Annotated in this window: 13 protein-coding genes and 2 pseudogenes; 5 read left to right on the top strand and 10 right to left on the bottom strand. The window is 70.9% G+C overall.

Annotated features, from left to right (window positions below):
* Window positions 1–73 precede the first annotated feature (73 nt).
* Entirely contained in the window at window positions 74–253 is a 180-nt protein-coding gene (locus tag ACIOC0_RS03505; RefSeq protein ID WP_402151849.1) for a hypothetical protein, read from the top strand.
* Window positions 254–342: 89 nt separating this feature from the next.
* On the opposite strand, the pseudogene ACIOC0_RS03500 reads toward ACIOC0_RS03505, so the two are convergent.
* A pseudogene (locus tag ACIOC0_RS03500) lies at window positions 343–549 on the bottom strand (type I glyceraldehyde-3-phosphate dehydrogenase); the annotation flags it as partial.
* Window positions 550–1,194: 645 nt separating this feature from the next.
* On the opposite strand from ACIOC0_RS03500, the gene adhP reads away from it, so the two are divergent.
* The 3 genes from adhP (at window position 1,195) to adhE (ending at window position 8,073) form a co-directional block, all read left to right on the top strand.
* Window positions 1,195–2,205 carry an alcohol dehydrogenase AdhP gene (gene adhP, locus ACIOC0_RS03495; protein WP_402151846.1) on the top strand — a complete coding sequence of 337 codons (1,011 nt, stop codon included), beginning with the start codon at window positions 1,195–1,197 and terminating at the stop codon, window positions 2,203–2,205.
* Between the two features lie 99 nt (window positions 2,206–2,304).
* The gene (gene ppdK / locus ACIOC0_RS03490; protein WP_402151843.1) at window positions 2,305–4,989 is read left to right on the top strand and encodes a pyruvate, phosphate dikinase; all 2,685 of its coding nucleotides are present in this window, start codon (window positions 2,305–2,307) and stop codon (window positions 4,987–4,989) included.
* 384 nt (window positions 4,990–5,373) lie between these two features.
* Complete coding sequence (adhE, locus tag ACIOC0_RS03485; RefSeq protein WP_402151840.1) at window positions 5,374–8,073, top strand: bifunctional acetaldehyde-CoA/alcohol dehydrogenase; 2,700 nt, start codon at window positions 5,374–5,376, stop codon at window positions 8,071–8,073.
* A gap of 215 nt (window positions 8,074–8,288) precedes the next feature.
* Here adhE and pflA read toward each other — a convergent pair whose 3' ends face one another.
* From pflA to ACIOC0_RS03445, 8 genes are all read right to left on the bottom strand, one after another.
* Window positions 8,289–9,035, bottom strand: coding sequence for a pyruvate formate-lyase-activating protein (gene pflA, locus ACIOC0_RS03480; protein WP_402151837.1), 747 nt, complete (start codon window positions 9,033–9,035; stop codon window positions 8,289–8,291).
* Complete coding sequence (gene pflB / locus ACIOC0_RS03475; RefSeq protein ID WP_402151834.1) at window positions 9,032–11,293, bottom strand: formate C-acetyltransferase; 2,262 nt, start codon at window positions 11,291–11,293, stop codon at window positions 9,032–9,034. The genes pflA and pflB overlap by 4 nt, the downstream gene beginning before the upstream one ends.
* A gap of 231 nt (window positions 11,294–11,524) precedes the next feature.
* Window positions 11,525–12,097: a hypothetical protein gene (locus ACIOC0_RS03470; RefSeq protein ID WP_402153181.1), complete on the bottom strand. Its 573-nt coding sequence runs from the start codon at window positions 12,095–12,097 to the stop codon at window positions 11,525–11,527.
* A gap of 145 nt (window positions 12,098–12,242) precedes the next feature.
* Window positions 12,243–12,665, bottom strand: coding sequence for a universal stress protein (locus ACIOC0_RS03465; protein ID WP_402153179.1), 423 nt, complete (start codon window positions 12,663–12,665; stop codon window positions 12,243–12,245).
* Between the two features lie 372 nt (window positions 12,666–13,037).
* The gene (locus tag ACIOC0_RS03460; protein WP_402151831.1) at window positions 13,038–13,478 is read right to left on the bottom strand and encodes a pyridoxamine 5'-phosphate oxidase family protein; all 441 of its coding nucleotides are present in this window, start codon (window positions 13,476–13,478) and stop codon (window positions 13,038–13,040) included.
* A gap of 300 nt (window positions 13,479–13,778) precedes the next feature.
* Entirely contained in the window at window positions 13,779–14,282 is a 504-nt protein-coding gene (locus tag ACIOC0_RS03455) for a flavodoxin domain-containing protein (RefSeq protein WP_402151828.1), read from the bottom strand.
* Between the two features lie 16 nt (window positions 14,283–14,298).
* Entirely contained in the window at window positions 14,299–15,030 is a 732-nt protein-coding gene (locus tag ACIOC0_RS03450) for a CBS domain-containing protein (RefSeq protein ID WP_402151825.1), read from the bottom strand.
* A gap of 20 nt (window positions 15,031–15,050) precedes the next feature.
* Complete coding sequence (locus tag ACIOC0_RS03445; RefSeq protein ID WP_402151822.1) at window positions 15,051–17,744, bottom strand: GNAT family N-acetyltransferase; 2,694 nt, start codon at window positions 17,742–17,744, stop codon at window positions 15,051–15,053.
* Window positions 17,745–17,987: 243 nt separating this feature from the next.
* On the opposite strand from ACIOC0_RS03445, the pseudogene ACIOC0_RS03440 reads away from it, so the two are divergent.
* Window positions 17,988–18,311 (top strand): annotated as a pseudogene (locus ACIOC0_RS03440) (polyphosphate kinase 2); the annotation flags it as partial.
* An 8-nt stretch (window positions 18,312–18,319) separates the two neighbouring features.
* On the opposite strand, the gene ACIOC0_RS03435 reads toward ACIOC0_RS03440, so the two are convergent.
* Complete coding sequence (locus tag ACIOC0_RS03435; RefSeq protein WP_402151819.1) at window positions 18,320–19,225, bottom strand: universal stress protein; 906 nt, start codon at window positions 19,223–19,225, stop codon at window positions 18,320–18,322.
* Window positions 19,226–19,248: the final 23 nt, after the last annotated feature.

The raw sequence follows: 19,248 nt of genomic DNA, 5'->3' as shown, positions 1-19,248 counted from the left end.
TCTCGAGGAGCTGCTCTCCCGCCTGCGCCCCAGCGCGTCGGAGCGGGGTGGAGCCCTGTACAGGCAGTGGGAGATGAAATTCTTCAACGCGGTGGAGGCCCGCGCCGACGGAACGTCGCAGGATGTCGCCGGTACGGGCACCGGCGCAGCCCGGCGCGCTGAGCACTTGCAGCTGCCGTCACCCCCAACAGGGATACCGGCCGATGCCGTCGGCGTGCATGTCCTCGCACCGTGGATCGGGGCCGACCACTGAATCCGGAGTCCAGCGGGCACGGGCACACCTGCCGGGCAGGTGAGAGCTCACTGACGGGCCGAGGCGCTCTCGTTCCACGGCCCGTTCGGTCAGTTGCGAGGGAGCGTGCCCGCGACGTACTCGGTGAGGTCGAGCAGCCGGTTGGTGTACCCCCACTCGTTGTCGTACCAGCCGAAGACCTTCACCAGGTCGCCGTGCGCCTGCGTCAGCGGAGCGTCCAGGACGCAGGAGGCCGGGTCGCCGACGATGTCCCGGGAGACGATCGGGGCGTCGGACACGCACAGAATGCCCCGTTCCGCGCCGTCTGAATCCCGCACCTGACTTCGCCCATGGGTGCAATGGGTGCTACCGGTCCTTGTCTGTCGCAGATCTTGCGCGATCCCGGGCCAAAGGGCCAGGGCCGGTCGGCCCTACTGGCACTGGCGCGCCGTCTGCCCACGGAGTACCCCATCGGACCGGATCGCCTGCCCGGAGCCAGCACTGCCGGGCAGGGATCTGGCCGACGCGCTCAATGCCGTGGGGCGAGCATGACCTCCAGATCCTGGTCACCAGGCGGTCGGTCCCGGTCACGCCTCCTGCGGCACGCCCGCCACACGAGCCCGGGCCGGGTGGTCGGCCGCGCCGTGGCCGTCCCGCGCATCACAGCACAGCACAGCACCGCGCGGCTGGACGCGCGGCAGATCAGCCCGGCGGTCTGTGGGTCGCCCGGCGGGTTCCGGACTCTGCACAAGGGCGCGGGCTGCCAGTCGCGCTGCATCAAGCCCGCCGAACGCCGTGGCTCATCCCACGGCAGTGAATCCCGGCGGACAAAGGGGTCCGGTGCCGCGCGCGGTTCAGGGCCGACCGGCCCCACTCGTGAGGACGTCCAGCACCTGCCGCGGCACCGGGCCGCAGTCGATGCTGGAACCGCACCGCACCCGAGAGAGTCTGAGGAGCATTCCATGAAGGCAGCAGTCGTCCGGGCCTTCGGGGAACCGTTGGTGATCGAGGAACGGCCGGATCCGGAGCCAGGTCCGGGCCGGGTCCGCATCCGGCTCGAGGCGTCCGGGCTGTGCCACACCGACATCCACGCCGCGCACGGCGACTGGCCGGTCAAGCCGAGCCCGCCGTTCGTCCCCGGCCACGAGGGCGTCGGCATCGTCGAGGCGCTCGGCGAGGGCGTGACCCGCCTGACCGTCGGTCAGCGCGTCGCGGTGCCGTGGCTGGGGTGGGCGTGCGGGCGGTGCGAGCACTGCCTGTCCGGCTGGGAGACCCTGTGCGAGCAGCAGCAGAACACCGGCTACAGCGTGGACGGCGGGTACGCCGAGAAGATGCTCGCCCCGGCCGACTTCGCCGCCGTGGTCCCCGAGGGCATCGACCCGCGCGACGCCGCCCCGCTGACCTGCGCCGGCGTGACCACGTACAAGGCGCTGAAGGTCGCCGGCGTCTGCCCGACCCAGCTCGTGGCGATCTCCGGCATCGGCGGACTCGGCCATCTCGCCGTCCAGTACGCGAAGATCGCCGGAGCCACCGTCGCCGCGATCGACGTCACCGACGACAAGCTCGAACTCGCCCGGGAACTCGGCGCCCACATCCTGATCGACGCCCGCAAGGAGGACCCCGCCGAGGTCCTCAAGCGGCATGGGGGCGCGCACGCCGCGATCGCGCTGGCCGTCGACGAGCAGGCGTTCGCCTCCGTCTACGGCGGTCTGCGGCGCGGCGGCAAGCTGGTCATGGTCGCCCTGCCCGCCGGCGGAACCATCCAGATACCGATCTTCGACACCGTCCTGAACGGCACCTCGGTCATCGGCTCCATCGTCGGCACCCGCCAGGACCTGGACGAGGTGTTCCGGCTGCATGCCGCCGGACGCACCGAGGTGATCTACGAGACCCGGCCGCTGGAGACCGTCAACGAGTCCATCGCAGAAGTCCTGAACGGTCAGATCAAGGCACGCATCGTCTTCGAGATGTGACCCTCCCGGGTGGCCGCTGCGCCTCCTGCACTGATCGGGGTGCAGCTCGGGTCCCGGGCCACACCTGTCCCTTGCGAAGCAGGAAGGAACAGCACTGTCATGGTCCGCTACGTGTACGCGTTCACCGAGGGCGGCCGTGACATGGCCGACCTGTTCGGCGGCAAGGGCGCCAACCTGGCCGAGATGACCCGGATGGGTCTGCTGGTGCCGCCGGGATTCACGATCACCACCGAAGCCTGCCGTGCCTTTCTCGCCACCGGGCACGAGCCGGACGGACTGGCTCGTGAGGTCTCCGACCGGCTGACCGTCCTGGAGCGGGCGGCCGGGCGTCTGCTGGGGCAGCGCGACGATCCGCTGCTGTTGTCCGTCCGGTCCGGGGCCCGCTTCTCCATGCCCGGCATGATGGACACGGTTTTGGACATCGGTCTCAACGACGAGACCGTTCTCGGCCTGGCGAAGTCCTCCGGGAACGAACGCTTCGCCTGGGACTCCTACCGCCGCCTTGTGCAGATGTTCGGCAGCACGGTCATGGGCGTGGCCGGCGAGCGGTTCGAGGACGCCATGACCGGGCTGAAGGAGTCGCGGGGCGCTGCCGACGACCTGGGCCTGGACGCGGCCGACCTGGCCGCTCTCGTCGAGGTCTACAAGGACCTGATCCGTCAGGAGACCGGCGAGTACTTCCCGCAGAACCCGGCCGAGCAGTTGCGCCGGGCGATTCTGGCCGTCTTCGAGTCCTGGAACGGCGAGCGCGCTCGGCTCTACCGCCGCCGCGAGCACATCCCGGACGACCTGGGCACCGCCGTCAACGTTCAGATGATGGTCTTCGGCAACCTCGGCACCGACTCCGGCAGCGGTGTCGCCTTCACCCGCGACCCGGCCACCGGCCGCCCGGGCCTGTACGGCGACTACCTGTCCAACGCCCAGGGCGAGGACGTCGTCGCGGGCATCCGCAACACTGTCGGGCTCGACGAGCTCAAGCACCTGAACCCGGAAGCGTACGTCCAACTGCGCGACCACATGGGGACGTTGGAGGCCCATTACCGCGACCTGTGCGACATCGAGTTCACTGTCGAGCGCGGTCGGCTGTGGATGCTGCAGACGCGGGTGGGCAAGCGCACCGCGGAGGCCGCGTTCGCCATCGCCGCCGAGCTGGTGGACGAGGAACTCATCACCCCGGACGAGGGCCTGGCCCGGGTCGGCGGGGACGGCCTGGTGCGGCTGATGTTCCCGCGCTTCGACACCGACGCGGTCGGCTCGGCGCTCGCGCACGGTATCCCGGCCTCGCCGGGTGCGGCCGTCGGGGCCGCGGTGTTCGACTCGGCCGAGGCGGTGCGCCGCGCCGCAGCCGGCGAGAAGGTGGTCCTCGTACGGCAGGAGACCACTCCCGACGACCTGCCCGGCATGGTCGCCGCCCAGGCCGTGCTGACCAGCCGGGGCGGCAAGACCAGCCACGCGGCCGTGGTCGCCCGCGGCATGGGCAAGGTGTGCGTCTGCGGCGCCGAGCAACTCGCCGTGGACACGCAGGCGCGGAAGTTCACGGCCAACGGCATCACCGTGGAAGAAGGGACCGTCCTCTCGGTCGACGGCTCCGATGGCGCCGTGTACCTCGGCGCCGCGCCGCTGGTCGACTCCTCGGTGATGCGCTACTTCGAGACCGGCGAACGGTCAGCGGGCCTGGTCGACGCCGTGGCCCGGGCCATGGAGCAGGCGGACGGGGTACGGAAGTTGGGCGTGCGGGCCAACGCCGACACTCCCGAGGACGCCGCCCGCGCCCGCCGGTTCGGCGCCGAGGGCATCGGCCTGTGCCGCACCGAGCACATGTTCCTCGGCGACCGGCGGCAGCTGGTCGAGGCGATGATATTGGCCCGTACCGACGGCGAGCGCGAACGGGCTCTGGATGCGCTGCTGCCGCTGCAACGGCAGGACTTCGTCGGGATCCTGGAGGCGATGGACGGGCTGCCGGTGACGATCCGGCTCCTCGACCCTCCGCTGCACGAGTTCCTCCCGGACCGCACCGGACTCGCCGTGCGTCTCGCGGCTGCCGAGGCTCACGGCATCCCGCCCGGTGCGCACGACGCCGAACTGCTGGACGCCGTGAACCGCATGCACGAGGAGAACCCGATGCTCGGCCTGCGCGGGGTGCGCCTGGGGCTGGTGGCCCCGGGCCTGGTGGCCATGCAGGTGCGGGCGATCGCCGAGGCGGTCGTGGAGCGCAAGCGGGCCGGCGGCGACCCGCGAGCCGAGATCATGGTCCCGCTGATCGACACGGTCGAGGAACTGCGGCTCGTCCGCGAGGAAGTCGAGCGGGTACTGGCCGAGGTCTCCGAGGCGTCGGGCGTTCCGGTCGAGTGCCCGGTCGGCACCATGATCGAGCTGCCCCGGGCCGCCCTCACTGCGGGCCGCATCGCCGAAGAGGCGAGGTTCTTCTCCTTCGGCACCAACGACCTGACCCAGACCACGTGGGGCTTCTCCCGCGACGACGTGGAGGCGGCGTTCTTCTCCGCCTATCTCGACAAGGGCATCTTCAAGGTCTCCCCGTTCGAGACGATCGACCTTGACGGTGTGGGGCGCCTGGTCGAGATCGCGGTCGCCGAGGGCCGAGCCGCACGGCCTGACCTGAAGATCGGTGTCTGCGGCGAGCACGGCGGAGACCCGGAGTCGGTGCACTTCTTCCACGCTGCCGGACTGGACTACGTCTCCTGCTCACCGTTCCGCGTCCCGGTCGCACGCCTGGAGGCCGGACGCGCCGCCCTGCCCGAGACGGAGGGAAGCGACAGCAGGTGACGGGCGCCCGGCGCCAAGGGACGCCGTAGGCGGCCAACACGGCAGTGGCCTCCTGGGGCAGGGGAAGAAAGTTCAGCTCCCCGCTGTCCACATGCGATACAGCAACCGCGACGGCATCCAGAGCACGGGCGCGGTGGAGACGCAGACGCCCGGCTTCAGGAAAGGCAGCCACGGGGACCTCCGCGACAAGAGGTCGCCCCAAGCGCTGGCCAACCGGTCCCGGCGATCAGGGCCGGTCAGACGCCCACCCGGGACCCGGGGGACCTGCACGGCGAAGCGGTGCCGGAGGAAGGCTGCTGGTGGAACCACACCCATCCGCTCGGCGCCGCTCTTGTACGGGCCGCAGACCGTGCGGCTTCACCTCTCGACCACGGAGGCACCCACATGACCCGCCACGCCGACCGAACCGCGATCGCTGCCCCCGCCGAGGTGCCGTCGGACATCGCCGTCGCCGTCGACCGGCTGGTCACGAACGGGCTCAAGGCACTGGCCGACTACGAGGGGCTCGACCAGGAGCAGGTCGACCACGTCGTCAACAAGGCATCGGTCGCCGCCCTGGACCAGCACACCGCGCTCGCACGGCTCGCGGTGGAGGAGACCGGACGCGGCGTCTTCGAGGACAAGGCCGCGAAGAACATGTTCGCGTGCGAGCACGTCACGCACAGCATGGGCCACATGAAGACCGTCGGCGTGATCGCTCGCGACGACATCGAGGACATCGTCGAGATCGCGGAACCGGTCGGCGTGGTGTGCGCGGTCACGCCCGTCACCAACCCGACCTCCACGACAATCTTCAAGGCGCTGACGGCGCTGAAGACCCGCAACCCGGTCGTGTTCGCCTTCCACCCCTCCGCTCAGCGCTGCAGCGCGCGGGCGGCCCGCATCGTGCGCGACGCCGCAGTCGCCGCGGGCGCGCCCGAGCACTGCATCCAGTGGATCGAGACCCCGTCCGTCGAGGCGACCAGGACACTCATGCACCACCCCGGTGTCTCCCTCATCCTCGCCACCGGCGGCAACGCCATGGTCAAGGCCGCCTACTCGGCCGGAAAGCCCGCCCTGGGCGTGGGCGCCGGCAACGTCCCCGCCTACGTGCACAAGAGCGCGAAGCTGCGCCGGGCCGTCAACGACCTGGTGCTGTCCAAGTCGTTCGACAACGGCATGATCTGCGCCTCGGAGCAGGCCGTCATCCTCGACGAGGAGATCTACGACGCCGCCCTTGCCGAGTTCCGCACCCTGCACGCCCACCTGGCCACCGCCGAGGAGAAGGCGAAGCTGGAGCGGTTCCTCTTCCCCGCCGCCGCCTCGAACTGGGGGCGCCCCCGGCCGGAGACCGGGGGAGGCTGCGAGCCCAAGGTGAACGCGGCGGCCGTCGGCCAGAGCCCTCAGTGGATCGCCGAACAGGCCGGATTCACCGTCCCCGCGGACACCTCGGTCATCCTGGTCGAGGCCGAACGGGTCGGCCCGGACGAGCCGCTGACCCGCGAGAAGCTCTGCCCTGTGCTCGCCGTGCTGCGCGCCGGCTCCGACCGGCAGGGCTTCGACCTCGCCGCCGACATGGTCGCCTTCCACGGCCAGGGCCACAGCTCCGTCATCCACACCGAGGACCGCGAACTCGCCGAGGCGTACGGCAGGCGCATGAAGACCGTACGGGTCATCGTCAACTCGCCCTCCTCGCAGGGCGCCATCGGCGGCATCTACAACAACCTGCTGCCCTCCCTGACCCTGGGCTGCGGCTCCTGGGGCAGCACGTCGGTGTCCAACAACGTCTCCGCTCCCCAGCTGCTGAACGTCAAGCGGGTCTCCACCCGCCGCAACAACCTCCAGTGGTTCAAGGTCCCGCCGAAGATCTACTTCGAGCCGCAGGCCATCCGGTACCTCGCCGACATGCCGGACGTCCACCGCGTCACCATCGTCACCGACGCGACCATGACCCGCCTCGGCTTCGTCGACCGCGTCACCCGCGTATTGCAGCGCCGCCGCGAGCCGGTGACCGTCCAGATCATCGACAACGTCGAGCCCGAGCCGAGCATCGACTCCGTGCGCCGCGGGGCCCGCCTCATGGGCGACTTCCGCCCGGACACGATCATCGCGCTGGGCGGCGGCTCGCCCATGGACGCGGCCAAGGTGATGTGGCTGCTGTACGAACAGCAGGCCGCCGGCAAGGACGTCGAATTCGCCGACATGCGGCACAAGTTCTCCGACATCCGCAAGCGCGCCTTCCGCTTCCCTGTCCTGGGCAAGCTCGCCCGCCTGGTGTGCGTGCCCACCACCTCCGGCACCGGCGCCGAGGTCACCCCCTTCGCCGTGATCTCCGACCCGGCGACGGGCAAGAAGTACCCGCTGGCCGACTACGCGCTCACCCCCAGCGTCGCGATCATCGACCCGCTGCTCACCGCCGAACTGCCCCCGGCGCTGGCGGCCGACAGCGGCTTCGACGCCCTCACGCACGCCATCGAGGCATACGTGTCCGTCTACGCCAACGACTTCACCGACGGTCTGGCCCTGCACGCGATCCGCCTGATCTTCGACAACATCGAAGCGGCGGTGAACGACCGCACGGCCCGCCCGGACGCACAGGAGAAGATGCACAACGCCGGCACCATCGCGGGCATGGCCTTCGGCAACGCCTTCCTCGGCATCGTCCACGCCATGTCCCACACCCTCGGCGCCACCTTCCACATCGCCCACGGCCGCACCAACGCGGTCCTGCTCCCCCACGTCATCCGCTACAACGGCACCGTCCCGGCCAAGCTCACCGGCTGGCCCAAGTACGAGAACTACCGTGCCCCCGAACGCTTCCAGGACATCGCCCGCACCCTCGGCCTGCCCACCACCACCCCGGCCGAGGGCGTGGAGTCCCTCGCCACCGCGGTCGAGCGCCTGCGCGACGCCGTGGGCATCGAGCCGTCCTTCCAGGCTCTCGGTGTCGACGAGCGGGCCTTCCGCGACGCGCTGCCCCAGCAGGCCCTCAACGCCTACGAAGACCAGTGCGCGCCCGCCAACCCGCGGATGCCGATGCTCGACGACATGGAGGGGATCATGCAGGCGGCCTATCACGGAACGGCCGGCATACCTGGCGAGTAGGCCCCGGTGGCCGCGGGTGGGCCAACTCGAGCTGTCATGCCGCTCTTCACTTCGCATCGTGAGGGCTCGTACCGCCAACCACTCCCAGCGCCGCCTCACTCGAAGCCTCCTTGGGAACGGCTCCCAACCCAGCAACATCCCCGAAGCTCCGGCCGGAGTGCCCCGGCCGGAGCTTCGGGGATGTGCGTCTCGCCCACCCGTGATGCACCACCCGTTCACAGCGCCCGCAGGCCGTGCTCCCGGAACTGCTCGCGGACCCGCTCGGTCAGCTCCGGACCCGGTGCGGGTGTGTCGCGCAGGGGGAAGGGGATGCCCAGCCCGTCGTACTTGTGGGCGCCGAGCTTGTGGAACTGCAGGACGTCCACCCGGTCGACGTTGCCCAGCCCGGTGAGGAACGCACCGAGCCCGTCGACGGCCACCGGGTCGTCGGTCCAGCCGGGCACGAGGACGTAGCGGATCCAGACCGGGACGCCGAGCCGGTCCAGGCGGGCGGCGAAGCTAAGGGTCGGGGCGAGGTCGCCGCCGGTCAGCTTCCGGTAGGTCCGGACGTCGAAGGACTTGATGTCCAGCAGAACGAGGTCGGTGTCGGCGAGCAGTTCGTCGGTCGCGCGGGCGCCGAGGAAGCCGGAGGTGTCGAGGGCTGTGTGCAGTCCGAGTTCCTTGCAGCGGCGGAAGACCGCGGACATGAAGGCGGGCTGCAGCAAGGCTTCTCCGCCGGTGAGGGTCACTCCCCCGCCGGCCGTGGTGATGAACGACCGGTACTTCTCGATCTCGGCCATCACCTCGTCGACGGTGCTCGGTTTCCCGTCACGCATGTGCCAGGTGTCCGGGTTGGCGCAGTACAGGCAGCGCAGCGGGCACCCGCTGAGGAACAGCACGAACCGGGTCCCGGGACCGTCCACTCCCGTGGACAGGTCCCAGGAGTGGATTCGGCCCGTCACCGGCTCGACGGCGGTGTTCACAGCGCTCCGTGGAAGGTGCGGCTGATCACGTCGAGCTGCTGCTCGCGGGTCAGGCGGACGAAGTTGACCGCGTATCCGGAGACCCGGACCGTCAGTTCCGGGTACTTCTCCGGGTGTTCCATGGCGTCCTCGAGTGTTGCACGGTCCAGGACGTTGACGTTCATGTGGAATCCGCCGGAGGCCATGTAAGCGTCGAGGATGCCGACCAGATGGCCCGCGCGCTCGGCCGGGTCGTGCCCCAGTCCCTCGGGCGTGATCGTCGAGGTCAGCGAAATGCCGTCCCTGGCCTGCTCGTACGGGAGCTTGGCCACCGAGAGCGCCGAGGCTGCCACGCCGTGCCGGTCGCGGCCGTTCATGGGGTTGGCTCCGGGTGCGAAGGGCGCCCCAGCCCGTCGGCCGTCGGGGGTGTTGCCGGTGTGCTTGCCGTACACGACGTTGGAGGTGATGGTCAGCACGGACTGGGTGTGCTCGGCGTTGCGGTAGGTGGGGTGCTGGCGCACCTTCGCCATGAACGACTCCACCAGCTCGGTCGCGATGGCGTCGGCCCGGTCGTCGTTGTTGCCGTAGGCCGGGTAGTCGCCCTCGATCTCGTAGTCGACGGCGAGCCCGGTGTCGTCCCGGATGACCTTCACGCGCGCGTACTTGACGGCGGACAGGCTGTCGACGGCGACCGAGAGGCCGGCGATGCCGCAGGCCATGAAGCGGTGCACAGGGTGGTCGTGCAGGGCCATCTCGATGCGCTCGTAGGCGTACTTGTCGTGCATGTAGTGGATGACGTTGAGGGTGTTGACGTAGGTCGCCGCGAGCCAGTCGAGCATGCGGTCGTACGCCGCGGACAGCTGCTCGTAGTCCAGGTACTCGCGGGTCAGCGCGGGCGCCTCGGGCGCGATCTGCTCGCCGGTCATCTCGTCCCGGCCGCCGTTGATCGCGTACAGGAGCGCCTTGGCCAGGTTGACCCGCGCCCCGAAGAACTGCATCTGCTTGCCGACCGCCATGGCCGACACGCAGCAGGCGATCGCGGTGTCGTCCCCGGTACGCGGGCGCATCAAGTCGTCGGACTCGTACTGGATGGCGCTGGTGTCGATGGAGACCTGTGCGCAGAACCGCTTGAAGCCCTCCGGCAGGCGCGCCGACCACAGCACGGTGAGGTTGGGCTCGGGGGCGGGGCCGAGGTTGTAGAGGGTCTGCAGGAAGCGGAAGGACGTGCGGGAGACGAGGGGGCGGCCGTCGGTGCCGATTCCGCCGATGGACTCCGTCACCCAGGTCGGGTCGCCGGAGAACAGCGCGTCGTACTCGGGGGTGCGCAGGAACCGTACGATCCGCAGCTTGATCACGAAGTCGTCCACCAGCTCCTGGGCACGGACCTCGTCGATGGTCCCCTCGTCCAGGTCACGCTGGAGGTAGACGTCGAGGAAGGTGGAGGTGCGGCCCAGCGACATCGCGGCGCCGTTCTGCTCCTTCACCGCGGCCAGGAAGCCGAGGTAGAGCCACTGCACCGCCTCGTGCGCGGTCGTGGCGGGCCGGGTGACGTCGCAGCCGTAGGTGGCCGCCATCCGCGCCAGCTCGCCCAGAGCCTTGATCTGCTCGGCCAGCTCCTCGCGGTCGCGGATGATGTCCGGGCTGGACGGCTGTGCGTCCAGCCGGGCGCGCTCGGCACGCTTGGCTTCGATGAGCCGGTCGGTGCCGTACAGGGCGACGCGCCGGTAGTCGCCGATGATCCGGCCGCGGCCGTAGGCGTCCGGCAGGCCGGTGATGATCGCGACCTTGCGTGCGGCGCGCATCTCGGGGGTGTAGGCGTCGAAGACGCCGTCGTTGTGGGTTTTGCGGTAGCTGCCGAAGACCTTGGTGACGAAGGGGTCGGGCTCGTAGCCGTATGCCTTCAGTCCGTTCTCCACCATCCGCAGGCCGCCGTTCGGCATGATCGCGCGCTTCAGCGGGGCGTCGGTCTGCAGGCCGACGATCAGTTCGCGGTCCGGGTCGATGCAGCCGGGGGCGTGGGAGGTGATCGTCGACGGCGTGGCGGCGTCCACGTCGAGGATGCCGCGCCGTCGCTCCTCGGGGAACAGGGAGCTGACCTTGTCCCAGACCGTGCGGGTGCGCTCGGTCGGGCCGGTCAGGAAGGCGGCGTCGCCCTCGTACGGCGTGTAGTTGGCCTGGATGAAGTCGCGCACATCGACCTGGCTCCGCCAGTGCGTACCGGCGAAGCCTCGCCATGCCTCGGTTGTCGCCCGGGCTCCAGCTGTCACCGTTGCCGTCATCGCCGGTCTCTCCCTCGTTGTGCACGTGAATATCTGCACTGTCGATGCTCGTCGTCCGCGATGCCTGATGGGAGGGCCTGTCGGCGTACCCGGGGCACGCCGTCCGTCCCTCGCAGCGGGGCCGTTGGGCCCGGTCAGGCCGAGCTTCGTCTCGCCGAGGCGACGGGGACAAGCAACCGGGACACTCCCGCCGACGAGCGGGGGTGCCCCGGGTCCGACGAGTATGCGGCCTCAGAGCAGCCAGCGGTTCCGGCTGACGAACGGCAGCCGCGCCCAGGCCCTGCCCAGACCCCAGGTGGCGCCGGCGCCCGCGGCCGCGAGGGCGATGAGGACGACGGCGTAGACGAGGTGGTGGTCGGCGAACGGGTTGGTCGACATGCTCGCCGACCCGTCGGACAGGTGCTTGGCCGGCGGCCACTCCGCGATCCACATCAGCGCCATCATGGCGGTGCCGGCGACCGCGGCGAGCCGCAGGCCGATGCCCGCCATCAGGGCGAGGCCGACGCCGAGCAGACCGAGCATGAACAGCCAGTCCGCCCACGCGGCGCCGGCCCAGTCGTGGAAGGTGGACTCCATCGGGCCGACCGCCACGCCGCTGAGGAAGCCCTCGGTCGGCGATCCGCCGTCGATCCAGCCCTTACCCGACGGCGTGGCGTAGCCGAAGCCGAAGGTCTTGTCGAGGAACGCCCACAGGAAGACGAAGCCGGTCAGCAGCCGCAGCCCGGCGAACACGTACGCACGGGTCGCCGTCGCGGCGGCGGTCGTCTCGGCGGCGGAGGCGGGAGCCGTCCCCGCCCTGCGCAGGGACGGGAAGCGGAATCCTAGTCGCGGCGTCCCTTCCGGATCGGGGTCGGTCGGAGGTGCATGCGGGTCCGTACCTCCCCACCCTTCCCCGGTCCGCCGGGTACCCGACAGGGCCGACCGGGCCATCCCGGGACCGCTGTGTCCGTCATCCGGTCGCCGGCACGAGCACGACAGGGCAGTGGGAGTGCTGCAACAGGACGTGCGCGACAGCGCCGACCGGTGGACCGATCCGACCCGCACGCCGACGCGTGCCGACGACCACGACGCCGGCCTCACGCGTGCCCGCCAGCAGAGCGTGGGCCGGGCCGATGCGGACCGTGCGGCTGTCGACCTCGACCTGGGGATGCACCTCCCTCAGCCGGGCGATGCTGAACCGCGCCACGGCTTCTTCCGCCCGGTCGTTGCGGGCCTGGCGCAGTTGGCCGGGGCTCGTCGCGGCTACCGGCGAGGGCAGTTCGGGTGTGATGTGCCGATGTGTCGCAGCGTGCAGGACACGCAGCCGGTCCCCGCGCCGCGCCGCTTCCTGGAAGGCACAGGCGGCCGCGGCCTCGTCGGCGTCACTCTCCAGGACCGAGCAGCAAGACCCGGCCAGCAGGGCGGAGACACTGCCGAAGCCCCGGGTACCCGTACGGCGGCCAGTGAACCGTCCACTCCGACGGCCACATGACGATCAGTCATTGTCCTGTTCCCTTCTCTGCCGTGCGCGGCGCGTTCCCCTCGGGGGGATGGGACGCCGGGGGCGGTGGCGAACTCACGCCGGTCGACTGGGCGTCGATCGCACGGAGGGTCCGCGAAGGATGCTCATCGTCCGCGGACGGTGCGGGCAGGGGCCGATGAAACCCTTCGGCACGCCTTACGGCCCGTCCCCTCGGGACGTATGGCCCGGGAAGGCCCCGCCCGCCTGGACGAGAGGGAACCCCGGGAAGGAGGAAGGAGACGTTCAAGCGGTGAAGTCCACGCCATACAAGGTGCGTCCGCCGATGAGCTCACGCCCGGTGACCAGTTCCGGCTCGATGCGAACGAAGACCTCCTGCGGCGCGGGCACCCAGGAGACCGGGCCGCTGCGGGACAGGCGTTCGTGCTCGGAAGGGTCGGTCACCACTGTGGCCGTTCCTGTGACGACAACGCTCCAGCCGGAGTGCCTGGCCGCGTCGACGTCGTCTGCCTCGAAGGCGACGACCGCGCCGTCGATCGCGCGGACCAGATCCGAAGCCGCGGAGGTGCGCAGCAGGACCGCGCCATCGTCGTCGAGGCTGAAGTTGACCGGCAGTACGGCGGGCAGGGCCCGGCGCGTGTAGACGATGCGGCCGACGGGCACCTTGGCCATCAGCCGCGGACATTCCTGCCGCCCGAGTTCGCGGAATCCGTCGTTGGGATGCATCTGCCAACCTGTCTTTCGCTGGTACAGCGGTACTGCGTCTTGTCCCGGAAGCCAGACCGATGGGCCTGCGAGATCTCCATTCGGGGTTTCGAAAACCGCAGGTCACCTTCTGCGTCACCTGTCTCAGCAGCCACCAGAGTGGCGTTCGCGGAACAGTCACACAGCAGGTGCCGAGGCAGCGGCAGCATCGCGGAGCCGCCTTCGCAGGCCGCTGAGCAGGGAGAACTTCGAATTGCTGTACATCAGCGAACCAAAGTCAGCGTCTTGTCCACCTCGTGGCTGTCACGATCCCCGACAGCGTCACGCATTCATGTGCGTCAGCTCGTCGGCAACGTGTGCCGCCCATGTCTCGATCGCGGTGAAGTCGCGGAAGTCCCCGCCCTTGCCGTTACGGAGGATCATTCGCGCGACCCATCCCTTCGCCCCCTCCTCCAGGCAACCTCCGAAGGTGACGTGCTCCCTGGCGTCGAGCCGGATCATGGCCTTCTTCACGCCGGGTACGGGCGGGATGTCCCGTTCCGAGGCCGAGGCGTCGAGCGGGCCGCTGCTGAACAGCCACAGGGGGCGTTCGGCCAGGTCGCGGCGGTGACGGCGGAGGAACCGGCGGGCGTGTCTCTGCCAGCGTCCGCCGTACAGTCCGCCACCGATCACCACTGCGTCGTACGACTCCACACTCGCGACGGACTGGGCCGGAAGGGCCTCGACCGTCAGCCCGTACTTGCGCAGAACGTCGCCGACGGTTTCGGCGATCTGCGCCGTCGATCCGTTCATGGATCCGTAGGTGACCAACACGGTGCCGGTCATGGGCGTACGCCTCCTCTCAGAATCGGCGCAGCCAGTCGTCGGCCACGCCGTGCAGCGCCTGTTCCGGGGTGGGCAGGTGCGCGTCGTCCAGTCGGTAGGTGAGCTTGTCGACCACGCTGACCACGCCGTCGATCCGGCGGGTCATCGACAAGGCGATCGCCGTCTCGCTCTTGCGTTCCATGTGACCGGTGAGCGTGACAACGCCTTGCACCACGGACACGTCGATGCCGCGGGGCGCCAGCCACAGGGTGTTCACCAGTACCTCCTCGATCACCTCCTCGCGGATGTCCTTGTCGGGGCGCAGGAAGACCTGGAGCAGGTCCCGGCGGGTGACGATGCCGACCAGCCGGTCCTCCTCGTCGAGCACCGGCAGCCGTTCCACCTGGTGCTGGGCCATGGTGCGGGCGGCCTCGACGATGGTGTCGTCGGCGTGGGCGGTGACGGGCGGCCCGGTCATGAGCCGGCCGGCGGTGCGAGCGTTCGCCTTCGCCGCCTGCCGTCGTGCACCGCGCGTCAGATCGCGGAACGTGAAGCGACGGCGCGGTTCGTACGGTTCTGGGGTGGCGGCCTGGCGTGCGATCAGGTCCGTTTCGGAGATGACGCCGATGACCTTGTCGCCCTCGTCGACCACGGGCAGTCCGCTGACCCGGTGGGCTGCGAGCAGCCTCGCGACCTCCTTGAACGGGGTGCCGTACTCGGCGCTGACAACGTCCGTGGTCATCACGGAGCCGACCTTGTTGTGCTTCATGTCTGTTCCTCCTCAGTGACTCAGCGGAGCCGGCGCAGATAGGGGTCCTGGGGCCCGCACGGCACCAGGCGGATCCGGGCGTCGAGCACGGTGACGCCGTCCGGTGTCGCGAGGACCGGGTTGAAGTCGGCCTCGGCGAGCTGCGGCAGGTCCGCCGCCATGCGCGACAGCCGCAGCAGCAGTTGCTCCAGCCCTGCGAGGTCGACGGGGCCGTTGCCGTGCGCGCCGAACAGGAGCGGGGCGCAGCGAGGGGCGGTGATCAGGTCGTGTACGTCGTGGTCGGTGAGTGGGGCGAGCCGGGCCGCGTGGTCGGCCAGTACCTCCGTGGCCGTACCGCCGAGCCCGAACAGGACGAGCGGGCCGAAGACCTGGTCCTGGACGACGCCGGCGAACAGCTCGGTGCCTCGGGCGGCGAGCGGCTGCAGCACGACGCCGGTCATCAGCCCGGCGAAGCGGGTCTCCAGGTCACGGAAGGCGGCCCGGATCTCGGAATCGCCGCGCAGGTCGAGATGGACGGCGTGCTGCTGACTCTTGTGCACCAGCCCGGGCCAGTGGGCCTTCATGACCACGCGGCCGTCGACGCCGCGCAGCCGGTCGGCGGCCAGGACAGCCTCGTCCTCGGTCTCGGCCCACGCCCACGGGATCTGTGCGATGCCGTAGCAGGCCAGCAGGTCGGCGCAAGTGCCTGGTTCGAGCCAGCCACCGTCAGGGTGTGCGGCGAGGCAGTCCGCGACGACCGCGCGGGCACGCTCCCTCTCGACGCCGTCGAGGTCGGGTACGGTCCCGGCGGGCCGGGCGAGCCAGGCCGCGCGGTGGGCAGCGTGGGCGAACGCCCGTGCCGCCGCCTGGGGTTCGGCGTACGACGGGACGGTGCCGCCGTCAGCGGCGGGCAGCAGCTCGACGGGCAGGCCCTGTTCGAGCCGTACCGCGACGAGCGGCTTGGGCCGTCGGCCAGGGGCTCGGGTGAGGGCCCGGACGAGGTCGTCGCCGGTCGCCGCGGCGACCGCGGTGGGCACGAGGGCCACGAGGACGGCGTCGACGCCGCCGTGGCGCATGATCCGGTCCACACACTCCGTGAGCTGTTCCTCCGTGACGGCGGCGGTGGCGTCGACCGGGTTGCCCACGGCAGCTCCGTCCGGCAGGAGGGCGAGCAGGTCGTCGATCAGTTCGGGGGTCGGGATCGGCAGCGACAGCCCGGCCTCGGCGCAGGCGTCGGCTGCGAGGACGCCGGCTCCGCCCGCATTGGTGACGATCACCACCCGGCTGCCCGCGGGCACCGGCTGCGAGTGCAACAGCGCGGCGGTCTCCAGGAGTTCGCCGACCGAGCGGGTGGCGGTGATGCCGGCCTGAGTGAACAGCGCGCCGCGCGTCATGGTGCGGGTGGCGGCGGCCGCGGTGTGGGAGGCGGCGGCACGGCGGCCCGCGTCGGTACGTCCGGCGTCGACGGTCAGCACCGGCATGCGGCGGGTGACGCGCCGGGCGGTGCGGGAGAACGCGCGCGGGTTGCCGAAGGACTCCAGGTGCAGCAGGGCGAGGTCGGTGCGGCCGTCGCTCTCCCACCACTGGAGCATGTCGTTGCCGCTGACGTCGTACTTGTCGCCGAGGGAGGCGAGGGAGGAGATGCCGATGCCGAGCCGGGACAGCCCGTCGAGCAGCGCGATGCCGATACCGCCGGACTGAACGGCGACTCCGGCGGTGCCGGGGCGCGGGTGGCCGGCGGCGAAGGTGGCGTCGAGGCAGAGTTCGGGCGCGGTGTTGGAGATGCCGAGGCAGTTGGGTCCGACGAGGCGCATGCCGTGGGCCCGGCAGGCCGTGAGCAGAGCGTGCGCCTGGTCGGCGTCCAGGCCCGCCGTGACGACGAGCAGGGCCCGTACACCGGCTTTGCCGCACCCCTCGGCGGTCTCCGGGACCGCGGCGGCGGGTACGGCGACGACGGCGAGGTCGGGTGTCTTGGGCAGGGCGCTGACGGACGGGTAGGACGGCACGCCGAGGATCGAGTGCGCGGCGGGGTTCACCGCGAACAGCCGCCCGGTGAAGCCGCCCGCGTGCAGCTGGTGCAGGACCGCCCGGCCCACCGAGCCCGGCTTGCGGCCGGCGCCGACGACGGCCACCACGTCCGGCTGCAGCAGCGGGCGGAGGCTTGCGACGTCGGCGGCCCGGCCGCGTTCCTCGACGGCCGTCAGGTAGGTGTCGCTCTGGTCGAGGGTGATGGCGCAGCGCACCTCCGGACCCTCGAAGCGGCGGGCGGTGCGCAGGCCGAGGTCGGCGAAGAGCCTCAGCACCTCGTGGTTCTCGCTGAGCGCGTCAGCGGTGAGGGTGGTGATTCCCTCCGCGCGGGCGGCCGAGACGAGGTGCTCCACGAGGAGAGTGCCGACGCCCCGGTGGTGCAGTCCGTCGGCGACGGCGATGGAGATCTCCGCCGTGTCCTTCTCGTCCCCGGTGTCGTACTCGGCGAGGCCGATCACCCGGCCCTGCGTCTCGGCCAGCAGCGCCCGGTAGCCCGGGTGCGCCAGGGCGCAGGCCCGGTCGGCGGCCAGACGGGCCGACCGGTGGCTCGCGGCGAAGAACCGCAGTCGCAGGTTCTCCGGGGACATCTCCTCGTAGAACCCCTCCAGCTGGTCGTGGTCGCCGGGCAGCGCGGGACGGATGCACACAGTGGTGCCGTCCGCGAGCAAGGCGTGGACGGGGAACCGGTCGGTCACGTCGTGCGTCATCGCGGGACTCCTCCAATGCTCTTGACGCTTCGAGCATCCGGCGGATCGCGGGGTGGTCCCATGGGCTGTCCGGGGGCGATGTGAGGGCCGGTCGGCCCCGGGGTTTCGCCGGTCGGCCCGGGCATGCTCGACCCGAGACCGACCAAACCGCCGCTCGACTGCCGTACACGGATAGCGGTGCGCCACTTCCTGCCGGTCAGTACGGTGCTGTCCCGGTCATCGCCCAGGGCACGATGAGCGGTCCGGCGCCGGCTGCAGGATCCGGTGCGGCGCTGGAAGCTGTCGCCGAGGGACCCGGAGTCGATCACCCGCTGGGAGGCGTACTCCCGGGCGAAGGACGAGATGACGGTGCACACCGACATCGCCGAGGCACCGTGGTACGTGGTCGAGAGCGACGACAAGCGGCGGGCCCGGCTCAACATGAGCGCACATCTGCTCGATTCCGTGCCGTGTCGTGAGGTGCCGCCGCCGGTGCTGGAGCTGCCGGAACGGCCGCCGTCGACGGGCTATGAGCGCCGGCCGCGTCATCTGCAGACCTATGTCCCCGATCACGCGGCGAGCCTCTGAGGCACCGGTCAGTTCTCGTGCGCCTGGTGCGGTACGACGGCGACCGGGCAGGCGGAGTGATACAGCACGGCGTGGGCGACCCGCCCGAGCTGGAGCCCGAAGTGCCCCTCGCGGCGCGTGGCGCCGACGACCAGGAGGTCGGCACGGTGCGAGGCGTCCACCAGCACCCGGCGGGCGTGGCCTTCGACGGTGCGCCGGTGCACCTCGACGTCCTCCGGGACGTCCTGCAGTGCCGCTTCCAGCTCCTCCGCGGCACCCTCCTCGCGCAGCCGGGCGGGGTCACCGACGAGTAGAGGATGGTCGGTGGTCTCATGCGCGGGGCGCCGCCAGGCCCGAACGGCCTCCAGGGGCACGCCGCGTCGCCGGGCCTCCTCGGCGGCGAAGCGCACCGCCGCCGGCTCCTTCGCGTCCTCGCCGACGCCCACGACGACGCGGCCGTGCACGGGCGGCGTCGCCTGGTTGTCGTGGCTGCCGCGCAGCACGATCACCGGGCAGTCGGCATGGGCGGCGACGGCCAGGCTGACGGAGCCGAGCAGCGTCTCGGCGATGCCGCTGCGGCCGCGGGTGCCCACCACCAGCGCGGAGGCGTGCCGGGCCTCGCGCACCAGGGCGTACTCCGGCTCCTCGAACACCACGTCGGCGCTCACCCGCAGGCCGGGGTGCCGGTCGCGGGCCCGCCGAGCGGCGGCGCCGACCACGTCCTGGGCCAAGGGCAGCGCGGTCGGCTTGCCGATGTCCCGGGCGAGGGCGGCGCCCTCGTACCGCTCCCACAGGCAGGCATACACCACCCGCAGCGGGACTGCGCGCAGCGCGGCCTCGTCGGCCGCCCAGTCGACGGCACGCAGACTCGGCTCGGAGCCGTCCACGCCTACGACCAGGGGCCCGGTGAGGGCTCGTTCGGCCGGTGTGTTCATGATCTCTACTCCTCAGGTGGTGC

It is taken from the genome of Streptomyces sp. NPDC088254 (assembly GCF_044740925.1).
In the GTDB taxonomy this organism is placed as follows: domain Bacteria; phylum Actinomycetota; class Actinomycetes; order Streptomycetales; family Streptomycetaceae; genus Streptomyces.
The sequence above is the reverse complement of the archived record's forward strand: the minus strand, read 5'-3'. Positions and strand labels throughout refer to the sequence as shown.

Coding starts and splice junctions, on each gene's coding strand:
- ACIOC0_RS03505 (WP_402151849.1), top strand. CDS start 74: ATGAAATTCTTCAACGCGGTGGAGGCCCGCGCCGACGGAACGTCGCAG.
- adhP (WP_402151846.1), top strand. CDS start 1,195: ATGAAGGCAGCAGTCGTCCGGGCCTTCGGGGAACCGTTGGTGATCGAG.
- ppdK (WP_402151843.1), top strand. CDS start 2,305: ATGGTCCGCTACGTGTACGCGTTCACCGAGGGCGGCCGTGACATGGCC.
- adhE (WP_402151840.1), top strand. CDS start 5,374: ATGACCCGCCACGCCGACCGAACCGCGATCGCTGCCCCCGCCGAGGTG.
- pflB (WP_402151834.1), bottom strand. CDS start 11,293: ATGACGGCAACGGTGACAGCTGGAGCCCGGGCGACAACCGAGGCATGG.
- ACIOC0_RS03460 (WP_402151831.1), bottom strand. CDS start 13,478: ATGCATCCCAACGACGGATTCCGCGAACTCGGGCGGCAGGAATGTCCG.
- ACIOC0_RS03455 (WP_402151828.1), bottom strand. CDS start 14,282: ATGACCGGCACCGTGTTGGTCACCTACGGATCCATGAACGGATCGACG.
- ACIOC0_RS03450 (WP_402151825.1), bottom strand. CDS start 15,030: ATGAAGCACAACAAGGTCGGCTCCGTGATGACCACGGACGTTGTCAGC.
- ACIOC0_RS03445 (WP_402151822.1), bottom strand. CDS start 17,744: ATGACGCACGACGTGACCGACCGGTTCCCCGTCCACGCCTTGCTCGCG.
- ACIOC0_RS03435 (WP_402151819.1), bottom strand. CDS start 19,225: ATGAACACACCGGCCGAACGAGCCCTCACCGGGCCCCTGGTCGTAGGC.